Annotated in this window: 19 protein-coding genes; 8 read left to right on the top strand and 11 right to left on the bottom strand. The window is 65.2% G+C overall.

All coding sequences use genetic code 11. From position 1 onward, the window contains the following. Window positions 1-26 precede the first annotated feature (26 nt). The gene (locus ACQ4MJ_RS19750; protein ID WP_228897664.1) at window positions 27-1,265 is read right to left on the bottom strand and encodes a HAMP domain-containing sensor histidine kinase; all 1,239 of its coding nucleotides are present in this window, start codon (window positions 1,263-1,265) and stop codon (window positions 27-29) included. 153 nt (window positions 1,266-1,418) lie between these two features. Then, the gene (locus ACQ4MJ_RS19745; RefSeq protein WP_055401574.1) at window positions 1,419-2,141 is read right to left on the bottom strand and encodes a response regulator transcription factor; all 723 of its coding nucleotides are present in this window, start codon (window positions 2,139-2,141) and stop codon (window positions 1,419-1,421) included. A gap of 280 nt (window positions 2,142-2,421) precedes the next feature. On the opposite strand from ACQ4MJ_RS19745, the gene ACQ4MJ_RS19740 reads away from it, so the two are divergent. Together ACQ4MJ_RS19740 and ACQ4MJ_RS19735 are read left to right on the top strand one after the other, a co-directional pair. Beyond that, a complete protein-coding gene (locus ACQ4MJ_RS19740) occupies window positions 2,422-3,102 on the top strand; it encodes a response regulator (RefSeq protein ID WP_431151554.1) in 681 nt (226 codons plus the stop codon). Between the two features lie 298 nt (window positions 3,103-3,400). Then, window positions 3,401-5,020, top strand: coding sequence for a sensor histidine kinase (locus ACQ4MJ_RS19735; RefSeq protein ID WP_431151555.1), 1,620 nt, complete (start codon window positions 3,401-3,403; stop codon window positions 5,018-5,020). Here the strand turns inward: ACQ4MJ_RS19735 and ACQ4MJ_RS19730 are convergent. Next, window positions 4,902-6,320 carry an AmpG family muropeptide MFS transporter gene (locus tag ACQ4MJ_RS19730; protein WP_431151556.1) on the bottom strand — a complete coding sequence of 473 codons (1,419 nt, stop codon included), beginning with the start codon at window positions 6,318-6,320 and terminating at the stop codon, window positions 4,902-4,904. The genes ACQ4MJ_RS19735 and ACQ4MJ_RS19730 overlap by 119 nt on opposite strands. A gap of 130 nt (window positions 6,321-6,450) precedes the next feature. On the opposite strand from ACQ4MJ_RS19730, the gene ACQ4MJ_RS19725 reads away from it, so the two are divergent. Next, a complete protein-coding gene (locus ACQ4MJ_RS19725) occupies window positions 6,451-7,302 on the top strand; it encodes a M48 family metallopeptidase (RefSeq protein WP_431151557.1) in 852 nt (283 codons plus the stop codon). 138 nt (window positions 7,303-7,440) lie between these two features. Here ACQ4MJ_RS19725 and ACQ4MJ_RS19720 read toward each other — a convergent pair whose 3' ends face one another. The 3 genes from ACQ4MJ_RS19720 to ACQ4MJ_RS19710 all read right to left on the bottom strand — a co-directional run bounded on the left by ACQ4MJ_RS19720 (window position 7,441) and on the right by ACQ4MJ_RS19710 (window position 10,420). Continuing rightward, complete coding sequence (locus ACQ4MJ_RS19720) at window positions 7,441-8,505, bottom strand: GGDEF domain-containing protein (protein ID WP_431151558.1); 1,065 nt, start codon at window positions 8,503-8,505, stop codon at window positions 7,441-7,443. A gap of 299 nt (window positions 8,506-8,804) precedes the next feature. After that, window positions 8,805-9,443 (bottom strand): MBL fold metallo-hydrolase, encoded by a 639-nt coding sequence (locus tag ACQ4MJ_RS19715; RefSeq protein ID WP_431151559.1) that lies wholly within the window; start codon window positions 9,441-9,443, stop codon window positions 8,805-8,807. A gap of 59 nt (window positions 9,444-9,502) precedes the next feature. Then, entirely contained in the window at window positions 9,503-10,420 is a 918-nt protein-coding gene (locus ACQ4MJ_RS19710; RefSeq protein WP_431151560.1) for a LysR substrate-binding domain-containing protein, read from the bottom strand. 111 nt (window positions 10,421-10,531) lie between these two features. Here ACQ4MJ_RS19710 and gstA point away from each other — a divergent pair, with 111 nt between their 5' ends. Genes gstA through ACQ4MJ_RS19695 form a run of 3 tightly spaced genes read left to right on the top strand, consistent with a single transcriptional unit; the run spans window position 10,532 to window position 11,774 of the window. Then, window positions 10,532-11,140 carry a glutathione transferase GstA gene (gene gstA, locus ACQ4MJ_RS19705; protein ID WP_431151561.1) on the top strand — a complete coding sequence of 203 codons (609 nt, stop codon included), beginning with the start codon at window positions 10,532-10,534 and terminating at the stop codon, window positions 11,138-11,140. A gap of 32 nt (window positions 11,141-11,172) precedes the next feature. Continuing rightward, window positions 11,173-11,400 carry a tautomerase family protein gene (locus tag ACQ4MJ_RS19700; RefSeq protein WP_121421962.1) on the top strand — a complete coding sequence of 76 codons (228 nt, stop codon included), beginning with the start codon at window positions 11,173-11,175 and terminating at the stop codon, window positions 11,398-11,400. Further along, on the top strand, window positions 11,397-11,774 hold the full coding sequence (locus tag ACQ4MJ_RS19695) for a nuclear transport factor 2 family protein (RefSeq protein ID WP_055400737.1): 378 nt from the start codon (window positions 11,397-11,399) through the stop codon (window positions 11,772-11,774). Before ACQ4MJ_RS19700 ends, ACQ4MJ_RS19695 begins: the two co-directional genes overlap by 4 nt. A gap of 144 nt (window positions 11,775-11,918) precedes the next feature. Here ACQ4MJ_RS19695 and ACQ4MJ_RS19690 read toward each other — a convergent pair whose 3' ends face one another. Together ACQ4MJ_RS19690 and ACQ4MJ_RS19685 are read right to left on the bottom strand one after the other, a co-directional pair. Then, window positions 11,919-13,823 (bottom strand): GspE/PulE family protein, encoded by a 1,905-nt coding sequence (locus ACQ4MJ_RS19690; protein ID WP_431151562.1) that lies wholly within the window; start codon window positions 13,821-13,823, stop codon window positions 11,919-11,921. Window positions 13,824-13,845: 22 nt separating this feature from the next. Continuing rightward, entirely contained in the window at window positions 13,846-14,649 is an 804-nt protein-coding gene (locus ACQ4MJ_RS19685) for an exodeoxyribonuclease III (RefSeq protein ID WP_431151563.1), read from the bottom strand. Between the two features lie 10 nt (window positions 14,650-14,659). Between ACQ4MJ_RS19685 and pyrE the strand changes: the two genes are divergently transcribed. Together pyrE and ACQ4MJ_RS19675 are read left to right on the top strand one after the other, a co-directional pair. Continuing rightward, window positions 14,660-15,358, top strand: a complete 699-nt coding sequence (gene pyrE / locus ACQ4MJ_RS19680) for an orotate phosphoribosyltransferase (protein WP_055394401.1) — start codon at window positions 14,660-14,662, stop codon at window positions 15,356-15,358. 5 nt (window positions 15,359-15,363) lie between these two features. Further along, window positions 15,364-16,056, top strand: coding sequence for a DUF4124 domain-containing protein (locus ACQ4MJ_RS19675; protein WP_431151564.1), 693 nt, complete (start codon window positions 15,364-15,366; stop codon window positions 16,054-16,056). 76 nt (window positions 16,057-16,132) lie between these two features. Here ACQ4MJ_RS19675 and ACQ4MJ_RS19670 read toward each other — a convergent pair whose 3' ends face one another. From ACQ4MJ_RS19670 to gatA, 3 genes are all read right to left on the bottom strand, one after another. Next, window positions 16,133-17,290 (bottom strand): hypothetical protein, encoded by a 1,158-nt coding sequence (locus ACQ4MJ_RS19670; RefSeq protein WP_431151565.1) that lies wholly within the window; start codon window positions 17,288-17,290, stop codon window positions 16,133-16,135. Between the two features lie 132 nt (window positions 17,291-17,422). Continuing rightward, window positions 17,423-18,868 carry an Asp-tRNA(Asn)/Glu-tRNA(Gln) amidotransferase subunit GatB gene (gene gatB, locus ACQ4MJ_RS19665; RefSeq protein WP_431151566.1) on the bottom strand — a complete coding sequence of 482 codons (1,446 nt, stop codon included), beginning with the start codon at window positions 18,866-18,868 and terminating at the stop codon, window positions 17,423-17,425. 1 nt (window position 18,869) lies between these two features. Beyond that, a complete protein-coding gene (gatA, locus tag ACQ4MJ_RS19660; RefSeq protein ID WP_121421968.1) occupies window positions 18,870-20,363 on the bottom strand; it encodes an Asp-tRNA(Asn)/Glu-tRNA(Gln) amidotransferase subunit GatA in 1,494 nt (497 codons plus the stop codon). Window positions 20,364-20,367 lie beyond the last annotated feature (4 nt).

Here is a 20,367-nt window from a genome sequence, read left to right as displayed (position 1 = left end):
AGCGCATGCAGCTATCGATGTGATAGCTATTGGGGGAGGGGCAACCGCAGCACAAAGCACGCGCCACTCGCGCCATCCGGCCGGTCCTCGCAGTGCACCGTGCCGTTGTGGCGCCCTGCAATCGAGCGCACCAGCGCCAGCCCCAGGCCCACGCCCCCGGCGCGCTCGCTGGCGCCGGGCAAGCGGTAGAAGGGCTCGAAGATGCGTTCACGGTGGGTCACGGGCACGCCCGGACCCCGGTCGCACACGCGCACCTCGGCGTGACCCTGGCGGCGTTCGACCACCAGGGTGATCTCGCCGGTGCTGTAGCGCCGGGCGTTTTCCAACAGGTTGCGGATGGCGCGGCGCAGAAGCTTTGGGATGCCGCGCACATCCACGGAGTCCGAACTCACGTCCAGATCGGCGTCCACGCGTGCACACTCTTCGGCGGCCAGACCGATCAGATCCACCAGCTCCACGGTACCCACATCGGCTTCGCGTGCATCCAGGCGACTGGCCAGCAGGATCTCGTCCACCAGCTGGTCCAGCTCGGCAATGTTGCGCAGGATTTCCTCACGGAACGCGGGCGAGGGCTGCTGCCCGCCCATCAGCTCCAGCCCCATGCGGATGCGGGTGAGCGGTGAGCGCAGTTCGTGCGAGGCGTTGGCCAGCAGCGATTTGTGCGACTTGACCAGCGTTTCCACGCGCGCAGCGGCGGCGTTGAACTGGCGCGCGAGGTCGGCCACTTCGTCCTGCCCTTGCTCGGGCACACGCACCGACAGGTCACCCTCGCCAAACTTTTGCACGCTGCGTTGCAGGGCTTCGAGCCGCAGCGTGAGGCGCCGGATGATGGGGTACACACCCACGGCCACGGCCAGGCCCACGATGCCCAGCAGCCACAAAAAGCCGAACGGTGGCCGGGTCCAGAACGCGGCGTCGCCCTGGTTCGGACCTCCGGGTCGGCCGCTCCGATCGCCGCGTGGCTGGCGAGGCGCCATCTGCAGCAGAAAGACCTGCCCAGTGTCCGATTGGATCTGGAATTCAATGCCTTCGCCCGGCTCGCTGGGCTGGCGCGTGGCCAGGCCCTTGAGCACCTGCGTGCCGTTGGGATCGCGCAGCACCATCTCGCGCGAGGGCGGCACGAACGGCTGGGCGTTCTGCGCCTTTTGTTCCTCGGCCATGCGCCAGGCCCAGCCCACGGTCAGCGTCAGCACCGCGATGCCGCCGACCACGGCCAGCCAGATGCGCAGGTACAGACGGCGGGAGAAGGGAGTGGAAAGTGACATTGAAACTCGATTAGCGTCAGCGTCAATATCCGCAGCACGCGCGCTGCTGGAAACTGGCGCAGCACAGGCCAGTGGCCGCCGCGCAAGGGCCGCCCCGCCGCGCTGGCGGCGTCCCCCTGTGGGGGATGGCGCGAAGCGACTCAGGGGGCATGGCTAATCCTGTTGTTTCGCAAAAACGTAGCCCACGCCACGCACCGTGAGGATGCGGCGCGGGTTCTTGGCGTCGGCCTCGATGGCGGCACGGATGCGACCCATGTGCACGTCGATGGAGCGGTCAAACGCCTCCAGCTCGCGGCCGCGCACGGCCTCCATGATCTGGTCGCGCGTGAGCACGCGACCCGCGCGCTCGGCGAGCGCCACGAGCAAATCGAACTGGTAGGAGGTGAGGTCGGCCAGCTCGCCTGCCACGGTCACGGTGCGGGCGTCGCGGTCGATCTCCAGCGTGCCAAAACGCAGGACCTGCGTGGCCGCCGTTGCATTGCCGCCATCAGTGCGGCGGCGCAGGATGGCGCGGATGCGGGCCAGCAGCTCGCGCGGCTCAAACGGTTTGGGCAGGTAATCGTCGGCACCCAGCTCCAGGCCGATGATGCGGTCCATAGGGTCGCCCTTGGCGGTGAGCATGAGCACCGGCACCTGGGCCGCATGGCCTTGCAACGAGCGGATGCGCCGGCACACTTCCAGGCCGTCCATGTCGGGCAGCATGAGGTCCAGGATCACGAGGTCGGGCAGCGGCCCGGCGTCGGGTCCCTGCAGCTGCGCCAGGCCACTCTTGCCGTCCGCGCGGTGCGTGACCTGCAGGCCCGACTGGCCCAGGTACTCGCCCACCATCTGTGCGAGGCGGGCGTCGTCTTCGATCATCAGCAGTTGGGAACTCATGGGGGCAGTGTAGTAGCGGGTGGCTTCATGGTCGCCAAGGGCTGTCTCGGTGCGTTGTCGGCCATGTAAACCTCCCGTAAAGCCACCAAGCCCGTGCAGCCGTACGACCGCGGTCAAACTTGCCCTGCCGCGCGGTCCCGCCCGGGCCGCTTGTGTTGCACGCATGCCATGCGCAGGAGGCGCAGCTTCTTCTTGTGTGGGCACTGCTTTGCCCCTACGCTCGGAGCATGAATTCCCCCTTCCTTACGCCGGGATGCCACGGCGCCAGCCCGCCGTCCGCATGACGCTCCCGGAGCCTCGCCTTGCCCCGTCCGGGCGCGACGTCTCCGTGGCGATCGTGGAGGACGATCCGCGCACGCGGCGGCGGTTCGAGCACGCGCTGGCGCGGGCCGACCGCCTGTGGCTGGCCTACTCTGCGGGCACGGTGGGCGAGATGGTGGCTTGGCTGCGCCAGAACAGCGTAGATGTCCTTTTGGTGGATCTGGGCTTGCCGGATGGATCGGGCCTGGATGTGATCCGTGAATGCCAGAAGCTGTCGCGAGGGACCGAGATCATGGTGATCACCATGTTCGGCGACGAAGCAAACATGATGCGGGCTTTCGAGGCGGGCGCGCGCGGCTACTTGCTGAAGGACGGGACGGAAGACGACTTGGCTGAACATGTGCTGAGTCTGAATGCGGGGGGGTCTCCGATGACGCCCATCATCGCGCGGCAGTTGCTGGCACGACTGTCTCCTGTGGCGTTGCAGCAGGGCGCACCGGTTGCTGTCGAGGCGCTGACCACCCGAGAGCGGGATATCCTGGCCAAGCTTGCGCGGGGATATACCTATTCGGAAACTGCCGAGATCCTTGGTATCGCTGCGTCTACTGTCCAGTCGCATGTCAAGAATATCTACAGCAAGTTGGCGGTTCATTCCAAGACTGAAGCGATCTATGAGGCGCGGCAACTGGGGCTCTTGTAGGGGCGGTCTGCTCCAAAGGGCGCTGGCGGTGCTTCTCCGGTTTTTCGGAAGCGGAGTGTTGTCCCTGCTGCTGTGTGGCGGGGCCTTCGCGCAGGAGGAGCCTCTCACCCTTGAGTTCGCGCGTGCCTACCTGGAGCCTGAAGGTGCCGCGGCATGGTCAGGTCGGGTGACACTTCCCCACCTTTGGGACAAGGTCTACCCGGGTCGTGCGGGGCGTGCTCGTTATCAGCTGGAGTTGCCGCCAGTTGCGTCGGATGGGGTTCTTCGGGGGCTCTTTTTTCCTCGTGTCGGAAATCAGGTGGAGATCTTTGTTGGGGGCGACTTGATTGCGCATCGCGGCGTTCTGGGCGATAGCCGCCACGATGCGACCAAAGCGCCGCTGTGGGTGCCGGTGCCAGCGAGCCTCCTGTCCACCACCGCTCCCACGGTGCTGGTGGTGCGCGTGGCGGTGCAACCGGTGCGTTGGGGTGGGTTGGCCGCGCCACGCTTCGGACCAGAGGTCAACTTGCTGCCGCAGTACCGCGAGCGCTATGTCTGGCGGCAGTGGGGGGCTGTCGCTGTGGTGTTTGCGCTTGCACTCACGGGTGTGATTGCCGGGGGGCTCTGGCATCTGACCCGTGAACCCGTGTATGGCTACTTTGCGCTGTGTGCACCTTTTGGAATGCTGCGATACGGCGACCGGCTGTGGGAAGTGCCTCCGCTGGGCTGGCCACTGTGGGGAGGGATCGTGGCCTTCTCATTGACAGTGCACATGCTGCTGCTGGTGCGCTTCTCGCTTGCGTTGCTGGGTCGCGACGGCATCGGCGTCCGGCGGGGCTTCTGGGCCTTGGTGGTGGCCGAGGCCGCGCTGGTTTGGGGGGGCTATGGTATGGGAAAGCCTTGGTGTTGGACTGCTGGCTTGGCGCTGCTGTTCGTGCCGTCTTTCTGGGCATATGCCGTGGCGGCCCGCGAAGCCTTGGTGGTGAGGCAACCAGAGGCCGTAGCGTTGTGTCTTGCCAGCTTCATCCCCATAGGCGCAGGCCTGTATGACTTCCTGGAAATTCGGGTGTCCACCGAAAGCGTGGGCCGCTCTTCCTATCTTCCCCTGGCCACCATGCTGTTCGTGCTGCTCATGGGCTGGCTGATCCTGAGTCGTTATGCCCGCCAGGTGCGTGCATACCAGGCCCTGAGCAATTCCCTGGACGAGAAGGTGCGCCAGCGTGAGCGTGAGCTTGAGGTCAGCTACGCGCTCCTGCAGCAGGAGCATGAGCAGCACGCGGCCCTGCAGGAGCGCCAGCGCATCATGCGCGACATCCACGACGGCGTCGGCTCGCAACTGGTGGGGCTGCTCAGCCTCATTGGCAAAGGCCGGTCCAGCCGGGCCGCGCTGCGTGAGCATGCCCACGCGGCGCTCGATGAACTGCGCATGGCCGTGGACGCCATGCAGCCGGTGGACGGTGACCTGGCCACCGTGCTGGCCACGCTGCGCTACCGGCTACAACCGCGGCTGGCCGCCTCGGGCATCTCGGTCGATTGGCAGGTTGACGAAGAACTGCCTACGCTGGACAGCCTCACGCCGCACAGGGTGCTTCAGATCCAGCGCATCCTGCTGGAGGCATTCACCAACGTGCTGAGGCATGCGCAGGCCAGCACGGTGCGGGTCAGCGCTCGCCATGAGGCTGGGCCGAGCCACCCGCCGCACCTGGTGCTGGAGATCGCCGACAACGGTGTGGGCATGAGGGACCCCGCCCACATGCACGGCGGACAGGGCCTGGCCAACATGCGCGCACGCGCGCAGGCTATCGGCGCGCAGCTGGATGTCACGTCTGTGCCGGGCCAGGGGACGTGTGTGCGGATTGCGTTGCTGGGGGAGCCTGCACCCGCGATGCCAGCCACACCAGCACCAGCACCGGCAGCCCCAGCAGCGCCGTCGATGTGAAGAACTGCGCATAGCCAAACGCATTCACGTAATCGCCAGAGAAACCCGCCACGAATTTCGGCAGCAGCAACATCATCGAGCTGAACAGTGCGTACTGCGTGGCCGAGTAACTCACGTTCGTCAGGCTCGACAGATAGGCAATGAATGCGGCCGACGCAATGCCACTGGCCAGGTTGTCGGCCGACACCACGGCAATCAGCGCCGTCACGTCGTGTCCGTGGCCCGCCAGCCAGGCGAACAGCAGGTTGCTGGCCGCGCTCAGGATGGCGCCCAGCATCAGGATGCGCATCACGCCAAACCGCATCGATAACACGCCGCCCACAAAGGCGCCGGCCAGCGTCATGATCACGCCGTAGATCTTGGTCACGGCGGCGACCTCGTCCTTGGTGAAGCCCATGTCCACATAGAACGGGTTGGCCATGATGCCCATCACTACATCGCTGATGCGGTACACGGCGATCAGCGCCAGGATCAGCGCCGCGTGCCAGCCATAGCGGCGCAGAAAATCGGCAAAAGGTTCCACCATGGCGCTCTGGATCCACTCCGCCGCGTTGCGCGCAGGGGGCAGTTGCACGGGCGCGGGCTCGCGTGAGAACAGCACGGTGACCACGCCCACGGCCATCGAGGCCGCCATCCCCAGGTACGCCACTTGCCACGCGCTGTTCTGGTAGGCCGCAGCGCCTTGTGCGATGGCCTGGCCCACGGCGGGCGTCACCTCGGAGCGCGCTGCAATCCACAACACGCCCGCTCCGGCCCAGATCATGGCCAGGCGGTAGCCCGTCTGGTACGACGCTGCCAGCGCCGCCTGGTGGTTGGCGTCGGCGGATTCGATGCGAAACGCATCGAGCGCGATGTCCTGCGTGGCCGAGCCAAATGCCACGGCCAACGCGCACCACACGATGGGCCCCAGGGTCTGGCGCGGGTCGGCCAGCGCCATGCCCACCAGCCCAGCCACGATCAGCGCCTGCGACAGCAGCAGCCAGCTGCGCCTGCGCCCCAGCGCGTGTGTGAGCAGCGGAATCGGCAGCCGGTCTACCAGTGGTGCCCACACCCACTTGAAGCCATAGGCCAGGCCCACCCAGCTCAGGTAGCCGATGGTGCTACGGTCAATGCCCGCCTCGCGCAGGCGAAAGCTCAGCGTGCCCAGTACCAGCAGCAGTGGCAGCCCGGCCGAGAACCCGAGCGTAAGCATGCGCAGGCTGGCGGGCTCCAGGTACACGCGCAGGGTCTGCAGCCAGGGCGTGCGGTGCGGCTTTTCCGGGGTGAGGTTGGGGGCGGATGAAGTGGAGGTGTCTGACATGGGCGCGCGGAGGTTTTGTCTATCATCGCCGACACACCCTTGTAGCCAGCCTGCCGGCCTCCATCTGCGCGGCAGACTCTGGTGTGTTGTGTGCCAGCTCTGCTCATTATTCCTTCTGGGATCGCCTTGTATGTGTCTTTTCTGCCCCACTCCCTCTGTTGCGCCCTCGTCCCCGTGGTCGCCGCGCCGCGCCTTCCTGCTGGCGGCAGGCGCCAGCGCTGCGGCGCCAGTGCTCGCGCAGGTCGAGGTGGGCTCGGCATCCAGCCTGCGCAAGCTGGTGCCCGCTGAAACGCTGGAAAACTCCGCAGCCCAGCAGTACCAGCAGATGCTGCAGCAGGCCAAGGCCAAGCGCGCGCTGGCACCCAGCGACCACCCGCAGCTGCAGCGCCTGCACGCCATCGCCAAGCGGCTGATTCCGCACACCATGCCGTGGAACGACCGCGCCAAACAATGGCGCTGGGAGGTCAACCTCATCGGCAGTTCGCAGATCAACGCCTTCTGCATGCCTGGCGGCAAGATTGCGTTCTACACCGGCATCCTGGACCAGCTCAAGCTCACCGACGATGAGACCGCCATGATCATGGGCCACGAAATGGCCCACGCGCTGCGCGAACATGCGAGAGAGCGCATCGCCAAGACACAGGGCACCAACCTGGCGCTGCGCCTGGGCTCGCAGCTGCTGGGGCTTGGCGACCTGGGCCAGGCGGCGGCGGGGCTGGGTGGGCAGCTGCTCACGCTGCAGTTCAGCCGCTCGGACGAGACGGATGCCGACCTGGTGGGGCTGGAGCTGGCCGCCCGCGCAGGCTACCAGCCCTCGGCCGCCGTAAGCCTGTGGCAGAAGATGGGCAACGCCAGCGGCAGCAAGCAGGGCGGGCTGGCGTTTTTGTCCACACACCCTTCAGGCCCCGCGCGCATCCGTGAGCTGGAGGTGAATGTGCCCAAAGTGCAGGGCCTGTACGAGGCGGCGCGGCGCAACGGGTAGTCGTGGACGGCGGGTGGGTGGCAGAGGCGCGCCATCGAAAGGTGCCTGGGAATCCTGATGCTACTGTTTTAATAGCTATTAGCGCTTGATGAATAAGCGATAGCGGCCAGTTTGACTAAGAATTTGGCTGCCGTGGAGCTATGCCACGCTCACCCGGTTGCGGCCCGCGTTCTTGCTTTGGTACAGCGCCTTGTCGGCGCGTGCAATGGCAGCTTGCAGGTCTTCGGCGCTGTGCACCTGGGCCACGCCAAACGACATGGTCAGCGCAATGGGCGCCTGGCCCACGTCCAGCGGCGTTTGCTCGATGGCGGCGCGGATGCGTTCGGCGGTGGCACAGGCGGCGTCCAGCGGGCTGGCGGGCATCAGCGCCAAAAACTCCTCGCCGCCCCAACGCGCCAGCACGTCCCCTTCGCGCAGGTTGGCGGCCAGCACTTTGGCCATGGCCACCAGTACCTCGTCACCCACGGCGTGGCCGTATTGGTCGTTGATCCGTTTGAACAAGTCCACATCACACAGCAGCAGGGTGACTGGCGCACCGTCGCGCTGGCTGCGCGCCAGCGCGTTGGTGGACAGGGCTTCGAAGTGGCTGCGGTTGGCCAGGCCGGTCAGCGCATCGAGCGTGGCCTGCTTGCGCAAGCGGGCCTCCGCGATCAGGATCGTGCGGCGGTAGAAGGCCGACAGCGCGGCCGACATGGCGAACACCAGACAGATGTGTACCCAGTTCACGATGTTGACGCTGCGGGCGGGCAGGGGGTCGAGCGGACCCAGGTGGCTGCTCAGTGCATGCAGGCCCAGGTAGTACGCCAGCAACGCCAGCACCATCGGTGCGGCATACCCGCGCGTATTGGCAATCACGATGGCAGGAATGAACATCAGCAGGTAGTAGTGAAATCCGCTGTCCCAGCCGATGAGCAGCGATCCCAATGCCGAGTGCCCCACCACCTCCAGCCAGATCAGCAACAGCCCGGCCACGTTGTAGCGTTTCTGTATGAGCCGGTATGCGCCCAGGTACATGCCGATGCTGACCACGTTGATGGCCGCCAGCGGCAGCGATCCCAGCCACAAAAACAGCGCGATGTAGCCGACATCGATAGCCGCAGCGGTCAGCGCCACCCGCTGCACCATGGCCCAGTAGGCCTTGCCCGCCAGGCTGGAGCCACGCTGCGGTGCTAGGGGAGGGCGTGGCTTGAAGGTGGGGTTCATGGCGCGAAAGCGGGGCGGGGCGGATGGAGCCTGGGCAAGGGTGCCACAGGCTGCTTACAACACGATACATCGTAAGCATGCAGACCATCGGCGGTCCGCAGAACTGGCCGCTTTTGCCGCGCATATCCGCCCCGGGCGGGCGCCTGGGTGGGGCGGGGCTACCTCCTAAAAGGATAATTTAGTAGTCAAATTTGCCGCTAGCGTTTGTCCATCAAGCGCTGGCAGCTATCAAAAAGATACTAATGAGGCGATGTGCAGTGAAGCGCTGCGGGAATTTTCTGAGGCTCTTCAGGCACGTCTCAGGTCCCGCCCACGTAGGGATTGCTCTGGCGCTCACGCCCGAAAGTGCTCTCCGGACCGTGCCCCGGGATGAACACTGTCTGGTTGCCCATGGGCCACAAGCGCTGGGTGATGCTGTCGATGAGCTGCTGGTGGTTGCCCTGCGGGAAATCCGTGCGGCCCATGCTGCCCGCAAACAGCACATCGCCCACAAACGCCCGGTCGATCTGCGGCGCGTGGAACACCACATGCCCTGGCGTGTGCCCGGGGCAGTGGCGCACGTTCAGGGTCTCGTTGCCGATCTGCACCGTGTCGCCATCGTGCAGCCAGCGCGTGGGCGTGAAGTGCTGCGCGGGCGGAAACCCAAACATCGCGCTTTGCTGCGGCAGGCCGTCAATCCAGAACTGGTCACCCGGGTGGGGGCCAACGATGGGCAGCGAAAGCCGCTCTGCCAGCTCGCCCGTGCCGCCCGCGTGGTCGATGTGGGCGTGGGTGAGCCAGATCTGTTCGAGCGTGAGGCCTAGGCGCTGGATCTCTGCCAGCAGCACCTCCAGGTCGCCGCCGGGGTCGATCACGGCGGCTTTGTGGGTGGCGTCGCACCAGACGAGGGAGCAGTTTTGCTGGAACGCGGTGACGGGGATGGTGAGGTAGTGGAGCATGGTGGGTGAGGTGGTGGTGTGTATTTTTGCAGGCCTGGCGCACGGCGGCCGGGAGAGGCTCAAGCCCGTGCCAGCCGATCGACGAGGAAATCCACCAGCACGCGCACGCGCAGCGGCATGTGCCGGTTGGCGGGATACAGCAGCGAAAACGGGCGAGAGGCACCGGCATGGGCGGGCAGCACCTCCCGCAAGGCGCCGCCGTGCAGATCGGCCTCCACAATGAAGCGGTAGGTCTGCAGCAGCCCTGCGCCTGCACGCGCCAGGGTCACGGGGCCCAGGATGTCGTCGGCACAGCGCAGGTGGCCTTGGGTGGGCACCTCCACATCGCGCCCGGCGGCGTCGCGCAGTATCCATGGCACCGCCTGGCCGCTGCTGGGCAGCACAAACTGGATGCATTCGTGCGCCGCCAGGTCGGCGATGGCATGCGGCGTGCCGCAACGCGCCAGGTACGCCGGGGCAGCGACCACCACCAGGGCGGCGTCCTCCAGCTTGCGCGCCACCAGCCCCGAGTCGATGGGGGCTCGACCGCGCACGGCCAGGTCAAAGCCTTCTTCGGTGAAGTCCACGTTGCGGTTGCTCAACTGCAGCTCCAGCTCCACGTCGGGGTAGGCCTGCGCAAATGCGGGCAGCAGGGGCAGGATGCGGCAGTGCCCGTAGGAGGTGGGCAGGCTGAAGCGCACGAGGCCTGCCGGGCTTTGCTGTTGGCCCGACAGCTCGCGTTCTGCCTCGGCCAGCTGGCCCAGCGCCTGGCGGCATTGCTCGTAGTAGCGCTTGCCTGCGTCGGTCAGCCGCACCTGGCGCGTGGTGCGCTGGAACAGCCGCACGCCCAGGCGCGCCTCCATGCGCGCCACCGATCGGCTCACGGCCGCCGCCGTCAGCCCGGCCGCCTGGGCGGCGGCCGTGAAGCTTTGCCACTGCGCGGTCAGGCAGAACAGTTCGATGCTGCCCAGCTTCAGGTCGTCAAATTGGCGCGCCATGTTCTGTTTATTACTTCATGTAATCAGTGAAATTACTGGTGTCTAGTTTATTGCTGTTTGCATCGCCAATACCATCGTTTCACCTTTCCACCACGCCCCCAAGGCCTCCCCATGAAGCTGTACTTTTCCCCCGCCGCCTGCTCCTTGTCGCCCCACATCCTGCTGCTGGAATGTGGCCTCACTTTCGAACTGGAGAAGGTCGATACCGCGCGCCACCAGACGGCCGATGGGCAGGATTTCTATGCGATCAACCCCAAAGGCCAGGTGCCCGTGCTGGAGCTGGACGACGGCTCCCGCCTCACCGAAGGCCCGGTCATTGCGCAATACATCGCCGACCAGGCCCAGGCCACGCAACTGATGCCGGCCGCCGGCACGCGGGCGCGCTACCGGGTGATGGAGTGGCAGAACTACGTCAGCACCGAGCTGCACAAGTCCTTCACGCCCCTGTTCCACGCCGGGCTGGACGACAACGCCAAGGCCGCGCTGGCCGCCCTGCTGCGCAAGAAGATGGAGTGGCTGGACGCGCAGCTGCAGGACGGCAACTACCTGACGGGCGAGCACTTCACGGCGGCCGACGCCTATCTTTTTGTGGTGCTGGGCTGGGCCAAGTTCGTGAAGCTGGACATCAGCGACCTGGCCCATCTGCAGGCTTTCCTGCGCCGTGTGGCCGCGCGCCCCGCCGTGCAGGCCGCGATGCGGGCCGAAGGGTTGCTGGGCTGAGAGGCCATTGCTTCATTCCAAGGAAAATAGCCATGCCTTACATCAACATCAAAGTGACCCGTGAAGGCGTCAGCAGTGCGCAAAAAGCGGCGCTGATCCAAGGCGCCACCGATTTGCTGGTGCGCGTTCTGAACAAGGAGCCCGCCACCACCTTTGTCGTGATCGACGAGGTCGAGACCGACAACTGGGGCGTGGCCGGTGAAACGGTGACCGTGCGCCGCCAGCGCGCTCGCGCCGCCGCCGACGGGAGCGCGCCATGAGTGACCCGCGCTTTGACGCAGTCGCCGCCGTGCTGCAGGAATATTTCGACGGCCTGTGCCACAGCGATACACAGCGCCTGCGCCGCGTGTTCCACCCGCAGGCGGTCTATGCCTGCGCCACGGCCGAGCCGGCGGTGATCCTGCGCATGGAGGAATATTTCCCCATCGTGGACCAGCGCCCCTCGCCCGCCAGCCGGGGCGAGACGGTGCAGGAGCGCATCCTGTCCATCGAGTTTGCCGGGCCGGTGACGGCCCTGGCCAGGGTGGAATGTGCCATCCTGCCCAAGCACTTCACCGACCTGCTGACCCTGATCCACGTGGACGGGCGCTGGCAGATCATTGCCAAGGTGTTTCACTACGAGCTGGATCGCTGAGGCGGCGGTGCGCGCAAGCCGGTGGGCGAGTTCCTCTTCTCGGAAGGACTCATTGATTGATAGCTGCTAGCGCTTGTCAGATAAGCGCTAGAGCCCAATTTGGCTAAAAAACCGGCGGCAGGCATCATCGGCGGTGGGCCCGCCTCACAGGTTGGTTGCCGCGACCACTTCCGACATGTCGGTCAGCCCCTGCAGCACCTTCTCGATGCCGTCTTGGCGCAGGGTCAGCATGCCGGCGGCCAGAGCCGAGTGGCGGATGTCCGAGGCGGGGGCGCGGTGGCGGATGTGCTGGCGAATGGTCTCGTCGCTCATCATCAGCTCATGGATGCCCAGCCGGCCGTGGTAGCCATGGCCTTCGCACTTCGTGCAGCCCACATGGCGCCACAGGCGCAGCTCGCCCTGTGCGCCGCCGTGCTGCTGGCGCCAGCGCGCCACCTGTGCCTCGCGGGCCTCGGGGGAGTTGTTGGTGCCGCTGTCCAGGTACTGCGATGCCAGGCCCAGCAACGTGTCGTGGTCGGCCACACGCGGCTCGCGGCAGGCTGTGCACAGGCGGCGCACCAGGCGCTGGGCCAGGATGGCGAGCAGCGAATCGGAGAAGTTGAACGGGTCCAGGCCAATCTCCAGCAGCCGCGCAATGCTCTCGGGCGCCGAGTTGGTGTGCAGGGTGGACAGCACCAGGTGCCCCGTCAGCGAGGCCTCGATGGCGATGCGCGCGGTTTCCTCGTCGCGCATCTCGCCGATCATGATCACGTCGGGGTCGGCCCGCAAAAAAGTGCGCATGGCGGCGGCAAAGGTCCAGCCGATGCGCGGGTTCACCTGCACCTGGCGCAGGCCCTCCTGCGTGATCTCGATGGGGTCTTCGGCCGTCCAGATCTTGCGGCCTGCGGTGTTGATGTCGCGCACCACCGAGTGCAGCGTGGTCGTCTTGCCGCAGCCCGTAGGGCCGCACACCAGCACCAGGCCATAACTTTTTTGCACCACGGAGCGCAGTGCCAGCAGGTTGGGCTGGCTCAGGCCGATGTTCTCCAGCGGCAGGGGCTTGGCACCCGCCAGCAGGCGCAGCACCACGTCTTCCAGCCCGCGCGAGGTGGGCACGGTAACCACTCGCAGCTCCACCGGCGGGCCTCCGAAGCGCGCGAAGTCGATCTTGCCGTCCTGGGGCTTGCGGTGCTCGGAGATGTCCATGCCCGCCATGATCTTGATGCGCGCCACCATCGCAAAGCGGTAGCGCGCGGGCAGCTCCAGGTAGGGCGTGAGGTCGCCGTCGATGCGCAGGCGGATGCGCACGTTCTGCGGCGCGGGCTCGGTCTCGATGTGGATGTCGGACGCGCGGTGGTGGATGGCTTCGTCGATCACCGAGTTGATGAGCCGCACCAGGGTGTTGTCCGACTCGCTGATCACGTCCGCCTGCTCGGAGTCCGCGTCCGGGACGGTGCTGCCCAGGTTGGCGGCCAGCTCGCGCGAGGTGGCGCGGGCAGCGGTGGTGGCGTCGGCGCCGCCAGACTGGGTGCGGTAGGCGCGGTGGATGGCGGGCATCAGCGTGCCTGGCGCGGCCTGCAGCGGAATGAGCCGCCGCTGCGTGAGAAACCGCAGTTCGTCCAGCAGCACGCGATCGAGCGGGTCGGCCATCAGCAGCACCAGCGCGTCATCGCGGGCAATCAGCGGCAGCACCGATTCACGCTCTGCCATCGCCCTGGGCACCATGGCCAGGGCCGCCGGATCGGGGGTGATGTCGCCGGGGTGCACGGTGTAGTCGCCCAGCCACGCGGCAATGACCTGGCGCAACTGCTCCTGGGTCAAGACACCGTCATCCACCAGGATCTGCCCTATTAGCCGGTTTTGCCCGGCGCTGCGCTCCTGCTGCTGGGTCTGCAGGCCGTCTTGCAGGGCCGACGGGGACAGCATGCCGGCGTGGATCAGCGCCTCACCCAGGTGCCGCGCCTTGCCGACGGTGGGATGGGGGGCGGAGAGCTGTTTCCACAAGGATTCCGCATTGGGCGGGCGGAATCCGTGGGCGGGGAGGGAGGGGGGAACAGCGGTGTCGGTCATCAAGGGTCAGGAGCGGGCATCGTCAAAGGCTGAAGTCATAGTCCACCGTGATGGGAGCGTGGTCTGAGAACTTTTCACCTTTGTAGATGGATTCAGCACGTGCCAGCGCCGCGAGCGCGGGGGTGGCCAGGTGGTAGTCCAGCCGCCAACCCACGTTGTTGGCATACGCCTGCCCCCGGTTGCTCCACCATGTGTAGGCGGTGTCTGTGGCGGTAGGTTGTAACTGACGGTAAACGTCTATGATGCCGCCGCCCTCATCAGTTGTGTGCAACAGTTTTGTCATCCAGGCCCGTTCTTCGGGTAAAAAACCACTGTTTTTCTGGTTGCTGCGCCAGTTTTTGAGGTCGATTTGCTGATGCGCAATGTTGATGTCGCCGCACAGAATGAAGTCACGTTCGCGCTTGACTTTCATCAGGTGGGGATGCATCTCGGCCAGAAACCGGAACTTGGCCTGCTGGCGTTCTTCGCCCGAGGAACCACTCGGAAAGTAAGCGCTGATGATCGACAGCTTGCGGGCCGGTGTGTCAAAACGCAGCTCCACATATCGACCTTCTGTATCGAACTCTGCTGACCCATAGCCAATGACTACATCAGAGGGCTCATGCCGGGTATAGATGCCCACGCCGGAATAGCCCTTTTTCTGGGCAAAGTGGAAGTGGCCCTGCAGGCCCGCCATGCGCTCGAACCGGTTGGCCATGTCGGCCGCCTGGGCCTTCACTTCCTGCACACAAATACAATCCGGCCGCGTGGCTGCCATCCAGCTTTCCACGCCTTTGCTGGTGGCCGAGCGGATGCCATTGAGATTGAGGCTGGTTAACTTGAACAAGGAATTCCCCATGGTGGATGTTGGCGCGCAAACCTCTGAACAGGGCCAGCTGGCGCAGGATTTTGTACGTTTTGCCGTCGAATCGGGCGTGTTGCGGTTTGGCGAATTCAAGACCAAGGCGGGGCGCCTGAGCCCGTATTTCTTCAACGCAGGGCTGTTCGACGATGGCCGCAAGATCGGGCGGCTCGCGGAATTCTATGCAAAAGCCCTGCTGGCCAGCGGCATCGAATTCGACATGGTATTTGGCCCTGCCTACAAGGGCATTCCGCTGGCCGCTACCGTGGCCGTGGAGCTGGCGCGCCTGGGCCGCAACGTGCCCTTTGCCTACAACCGCAAGGAGGCCAAGGACCACGGCGAGGGCGGCACGCTGGTGGGCGCACCCCTCAAAGGCCGGGTGCTGATCGTGGACGACGTGATGTCGGCTGGCACCGCCGCCCGCGAGTCCATCGCCATCATCCGCGCTGCGGGTGCCACGCCGCATGCGGTTGCAATTGCGCTGGACCGCCAGGAAAAAGCCACGGAGAATGGCCAGGACGTGGACCACAGCGCCGTGCAGTACGTGCGCGAGCAACTGGGTATGCAGGTGTGTGCCATTGCCCGGTTGGCAGACTTATTGCTGTATCTCTCCCAAAACGGGGAAGAGGGGATGCGCTCGCATCACGAAAAGGTGCTGGCCTATCGCCAGCGGTACGGTGTTAACGAAGGGTAGACCATTTGAGCAAGTCGGCGTGGATCATGGGCGGGGTGATGCTGCTCACCCTGGGCGCAGAGCTGGCCTCGGCACAGTCCCAGGGTGCGACGGGCGGTATCTACACGTGCGTGGACCGCAACGGCCGTCGGCTGACGGCCGACCGACCCATCCCGGAATGCCTGGACCGCGAGCAGCGCGAACTCAGCCCTTCGGGCATCACGCGCCGCCAGATTGGCCCCTCGCTCACCGAGCTGGAGCGCGCAGCCCAGGACGCCCAGAACCGCAAGGATGCCGAAGAGCGCGCCCGTGTGGTGGAAGAGCGCCGCCGCGAACGCGTGCTGGTGGCCCGCTACCCCGACAAGGCCGCCCACGATGTGGAGCGCGCTGCGGCCATCCAGATGGTGGATGACGTGACGGCCACCGCAGAAAAGCGAATGCTGGAGCTGAAGGCGGAGCGCAAGAAGCTCGATGTGGAGATGGAGTTCTACAAGAAGGACCCCAACAAGGCCCCCATGACGCTGCGCCGCAAGATCGCTGAGATTGACGACAGCCTGGCCGAGCAGCAGCGCTTCATCGCGGGGCAAGACCAGGAAAAGCGGCGCGTGCATGCGCGGTTTGACAACGAGCTGTCGCAGTTGCGCAAGCTGTGGGATGCGCAGGGCATGAGCGCAGGCTCCCCCGCAAGCCTAGCCACACCACTGGCGCCTTCGCGATAGTGGGTGGTGGTATCTGGGTCGTGGGCACTCGCCCCTCTTCTGTCCACCCTCACTCGCTGTGCGTCCGAGAGTCTGATTATTTCCAGCCTGCCTTGTTGATTTCCGCCAAGACCAGATTGGCCACGTGATCTTGGGCGTGCTGCGAAATACGATGCTTGGTGGTCGTGAATGAACTGCTGCTGTCGACCCATTGCCAAACCATGTATGACTTCCACCAGGTGGCGCTCTTGTCCGAGCTTTCGGTAGGGGCGGGAAGCGCGGCCAATTCGCTGGCGGAACACAACTCTTGATTGGCGGCGCTGGCGCATGCCGGTGTAGTTGTGTTGGCGTATCCGTACTGTTGCGGTTTGGCGATCTGCTCTCTGACCAGGAGGGCTCCATCCACCACCCTTACCTTGGTGTTGGTTGCAAATCGTTGTGCCAACGCGGTATTGAAGCTTTGTGTCCACTGGTCCAACTTCGCCATGCTCTGGGCGGAATGCGCGGTACCTGTCAGTAGGTGCGCTGGTATGGTGTTGAGTACCGCGACGCGTGTCACCCCATTTTGGAGGGCATACCGGTCGATGGCATCTGCCAGTCGACCTGCCAAGGCCTTCATGTAGAGATCAATGACGGTTACAAGGGTCCGCTGTTCAGTAGGCAGCAATCGGTTGACTTCCGCCGCGCCCAGCAGCCTCTCGAGCCTCTCGATATAGTTGGCGACGACAATGCGCTCGCTTTCAGGGCCCAAGCCACCAATGAGGGAGAGTGCCGATCGGGCTTCCAGAATGTGCGCGTAGCCTGTGCCTACCAGTAGGATGTCGTTGGCGCCCAGACCCTCGGCTGCAGCTCGCTGCAACTGCCCCACGATGCTGACGCCATCGTCGGTTTCTAAGGAGGTGGGGCCGCTGGTCAGGCTACTACGGGAATGGTCGTTGATAGCATAACTGGTGCACACGGCATTACCCGCTGTCCAGCCGATGACGGTGCCTGCACCGACTAGGACAAAACGGTTGCACAACGCCTCGCCGCGCAGTCGCTGGGCGACCAGATCTGGCCAGTTGCGGTAGTCCGGTGTTAGCGAGACGGCATAGTTGGCGCCACCACCTGCTTCCCATCCTCCGCCAACCACTTTAATGCTAGCGCGGGTAGAAGGAGGTGTTGGTGGCTCTGCAGGAACTTCGTTCGATCCGCCTCCACCACATGCTGTCAGCACCACAGCACTGAGTGCAGCAATCACAAATCCATTGTTCATCCACGCTCTCCCCACATTTAAAGTAAAGATTGTTGTATAGCCAATGTCCAGACTCTGTATCTGCGTGCAACGGTGCACCAGGGGGCAAGCTTCAGGTGATACCTGACGACCAAAGGTTCCGATGCCTGGTGCCTAGGCAAGTTTACCCCTGAGTAACTCGTTTACCTGTGTCGGGTTGGCCTTGCCCTTGCTGGCTTTCATGATCTGGCCGACCAGCGCGTTGAAGGCCTTGTCCTTGCCCGCGCGGAACTGCGCCACGTTGTCGGGGTTGGCGGCAATCACTTCGTCGATGATCTTCTCCAGCGCGCTGGAGTCGTTCATCTGCTTGAGTCCCTTGGATTCGATGACGGCATCCACGTCGTTCGACTCTCCGGTCCACAGCGCGTCAAACACCTGCTTGGCGGCGTTGTTGGAGATCGTGCCGTCGGCAATGCGGCCGATCAATGCGGCCAGCTGAGTTGCCGTGACAGGGGCCTGCTCGATACCGGTCTCCGCCATGTTCAGGCGGCGTGACACCTCTCCCATGATCCAGTTGCTGGCCAGCTTGGGCTGGCTGCAGGCTTTGGCCGCCGCTTCAAAGTACGCCGCCATGGCCTTGCTCTGCGTGAGCGTGGTGGCGTCGTACTCGGGCAGGCCATAGTCCGCCACAAAACGTGCGGCCATGGTACGAGGCAATTCGGCCATTTGCGCCCGTTCTTCCTGCACCCACTGCTCTGAAATGTGTAGTGGAGGCAGGTCGGGGTCTGGGAAGTAGCGGTAGTCCGCCGCATCTTCCTTGGTCCGCATCGCGCGCGTTTCGCCCGTGTCCGGGTCGAAGAGCACGGTGGCCTGCTGGATCGCGTGGCCGTCCTCGATCTGCTCGATCTGCCAGCGGATTTCGTAGTCGATGGCCTGCTGCATGAACTTGAACGAGTTCAGGTTCTTGATCTCGCGTCGTGTGCCCAATTCGGCGCCGGGCTTGCGCACCGACACGTTGGCGTCGCAGCGGAAGCTGCCTTCCTGCATGTTGCCGTCGCAGATGCCGATCCAGGTGACGATCTTGTGCAGCTCCTTCGCGTAGGCCACGGCCTCTTCGGACGAGCGCATGTCGGGCTCCGTCACGATCTCCAGGAGCGGTGTGCCCGCGCGGTTCAGGTCGATACCACTCTGGCCGATGAAGTCTTCATGCAAGGACTTGCCTGCGTCTTCTTCGAGGTGGGCGCGCACCAGGCGCACGGTCTTTTTCTCATCGCCCAGAAAGAATTCCACCTCACCGCCTTGCACCACCGGAATCTCGAACTGGCTGATCTGGTAGCCCTTGGGCAGGTCGGGGTAGAAGTAATTCTTGCGCGCAAAAATGCTCACTGGCGCAATGTGGGAGCCCAGTGCCAGTCCCAATTTGATAGCGCAGGCTACGGCCTCGCGGTTCATCACGGGCAGGGTGCCCGGCAGGGCCAGGTCCACCGCGCAGGCTTGCGTGTTGGGCTCGGCGCCAAAGGCGGTGGGCGCGCGGCTGAAAATTTTGCTCTGCGTTGCGAGCTGGGTGTGGGTTTCGAAGCCGATGACAACTTCGTAGCCATGGATCAGTTTGGCGGTCATGTCAGAAGCCCTCCGGACGGCGGAGGTGGAAGTCGGTGGCTTGCTGCAGGCGGTGCGCAGCGTTCAGAAGGCGGGCTTCCTGGAAGTAGTTGCCCAGCAACTGCAGGCCCACTGGCATGCCGCCCTCGCCAAAACCGGCGGGCACGCTCATGCCGGGCAGGCCGGCCAGCGAGCCGGGCAGGGTGAAGATGTCGGCCAGGTAGTCGGCCAGCGGGTCGTTGCCGTGGTCGCCCAGCTTCCAGGCCACCGTGGGGGCCACCGGGCCGGCGATCAGGTCGCAGTCCTTGAAGGCATTCTGGAAGTCGTCGGCGATCATGCGGCGGATCTTCTGTGCCTGCAGGTAATAGGCGTCGTAGTAGCCGTGCGAGAGCACATAGGCGCCGATCATGATGCGGCGCTTGACCTCGTCGCCAAAACCTTCGGCGCGGGTCTTCTTGTACATGTCCACCAGATCGGTGTAGTCCTTGGCGCGATGGCCGAACTTCACGCCGTCAAAGCGGGAGAGGTTGGACGATGCTTCGGCCGGAGCAATGATGTAGTAGACCGGAATGGACAGCTGCGTGCGGGGCAGGCTGATGGGCACGAGCTTGGCGCCGAGCTTCTCGTATTCCTTCAGGGCACCATCTACGGCGGCGCGCACATCGGGCGCCAGGCCTTCTCCAAAGAACTCGGCGGGGATGCCGATGCGCAGGCCGTCGATGCTGTCGTTGAGCTTGGCGCTGAAGTTTTCTGCAGGCACATCGAGCGACGTGGAGTCGCGGTCCGGGTCGGGGCCGCACATGGCGGACAGCAGCAGCGCGCAGTCTTCGGCCGAGCGGGCCATGGGGCCGGCCTGGTCGAGGCTGGAGGCAAACGCGATCATGCCGTAGCGGCTGGCGCGCCCATAGGTGGGCTTGATGCCGGTAATGCCGCAGAACGAGGCGGGCTGGCGGATGGAGCCGCCGGTGTCGGTGCCGGTGACGGCCGGGGCCAGGCGTGCGGCCACGGCCACGGCGCTGCCGCCGGACGAGCCGCCCGGGATGCGGTCGGTGGCCCAGGGGTTGCGCACGGGGGCGGGGGCGTCAAAGCCCACGGGGGCGACGGCCGAGTTTTCGTTGGCCGAGCCCATGGCGAACTCATCGCAGTTGAGCTTGCCCAGCGTCACGGCGCCAGCATCGGCCAGCTTGGTGACCACGGTGGCGTCAAAGGGCGACTGGTAGCCCGCGAGCATCTTGGAGCCGGCGGTGCTGGGGAAATCCTTGGTGACAAAGATGTCCTTGTGCGCAATCGGCACGCCCGCCAGCGGGCCGGCGGTGCCTGCGGCGATGGCTGCGTCTTGCGCGCGGGCCTGGGCCAGGGTGATGTCCGGGTTCACGGCCACGTAGGCGCCCAGGTTCTGGTGGGCCTGTGCGCGGGCGAGGAAATGCTGGGCGGCCTCGACGGCCGAGACGCGGCGCTCGCGCAGCTCGGTGGCCAGCTGGGCCACGCCCAGGTCATGCAATGCGGTGGAAGTCATGCGG

The sequence above is a fragment of the Acidovorax facilis genome, assembly GCF_050626955.1.
In the GTDB taxonomy this organism is placed as follows: Bacteria; Pseudomonadota; Gammaproteobacteria; order Burkholderiales; family Burkholderiaceae_C; genus Acidovorax; species Acidovorax facilis.
This window is presented reverse-complemented; position numbering and strand designations above follow the sequence as displayed.

What these genes read in the sequence shown, in the direction of transcription:
- ACQ4MJ_RS19750 (WP_228897664.1), bottom strand. Translation starts at nt 1,265, where the DNA reads ATGTCACTTTCCACTCCCTTCTCCCGCCGTCTGTACCTGCGCATCTGG.
- ACQ4MJ_RS19745 (WP_055401574.1), bottom strand. Translation starts at nt 2,141, where the DNA reads ATGAGTTCCCAACTGCTGATGATCGAAGACGACGCCCGCCTCGCACAG.
- ACQ4MJ_RS19740 (WP_431151554.1), top strand. Translation starts at nt 2,422, where the DNA reads ATGACGCTCCCGGAGCCTCGCCTTGCCCCGTCCGGGCGCGACGTCTCC.
- ACQ4MJ_RS19730 (WP_431151556.1), bottom strand. Translation starts at nt 6,320, where the DNA reads ATGTCAGACACCTCCACTTCATCCGCCCCCAACCTCACCCCGGAAAAG.
- ACQ4MJ_RS19725 (WP_431151557.1), top strand. Translation starts at nt 6,451, where the DNA reads ATGTGTCTTTTCTGCCCCACTCCCTCTGTTGCGCCCTCGTCCCCGTGG.
- ACQ4MJ_RS19720 (WP_431151558.1), bottom strand. Translation starts at nt 8,505, where the DNA reads ATGAACCCCACCTTCAAGCCACGCCCTCCCCTAGCACCGCAGCGTGGC.
- ACQ4MJ_RS19715 (WP_431151559.1), bottom strand. Translation starts at nt 9,443, where the DNA reads ATGCTCCACTACCTCACCATCCCCGTCACCGCGTTCCAGCAAAACTGC.
- ACQ4MJ_RS19710 (WP_431151560.1), bottom strand. Translation starts at nt 10,420, where the DNA reads ATGGCGCGCCAATTTGACGACCTGAAGCTGGGCAGCATCGAACTGTTC.
- gstA (WP_431151561.1), top strand. Translation starts at nt 10,532, where the DNA reads ATGAAGCTGTACTTTTCCCCCGCCGCCTGCTCCTTGTCGCCCCACATC.
- ACQ4MJ_RS19700 (WP_121421962.1), top strand. Translation starts at nt 11,173, where the DNA reads ATGCCTTACATCAACATCAAAGTGACCCGTGAAGGCGTCAGCAGTGCG.
- ACQ4MJ_RS19695 (WP_055400737.1), top strand. Translation starts at nt 11,397, where the DNA reads ATGAGTGACCCGCGCTTTGACGCAGTCGCCGCCGTGCTGCAGGAATAT.
- ACQ4MJ_RS19690 (WP_431151562.1), bottom strand. Translation starts at nt 13,823, where the DNA reads ATGACCGACACCGCTGTTCCCCCCTCCCTCCCCGCCCACGGATTCCGC.
- pyrE (WP_055394401.1), top strand. Translation starts at nt 14,660, where the DNA reads ATGGTGGATGTTGGCGCGCAAACCTCTGAACAGGGCCAGCTGGCGCAG.
- ACQ4MJ_RS19670 (WP_431151565.1), bottom strand. Translation starts at nt 17,290, where the DNA reads ATGAACAATGGATTTGTGATTGCTGCACTCAGTGCTGTGGTGCTGACA.
- gatB (WP_431151566.1), bottom strand. Translation starts at nt 18,868, where the DNA reads ATGACCGCCAAACTGATCCATGGCTACGAAGTTGTCATCGGCTTCGAA.
- gatA (WP_121421968.1), bottom strand. Translation starts at nt 20,363, where the DNA reads ATGACTTCCACCGCATTGCATGACCTGGGCGTGGCCCAGCTGGCCACC.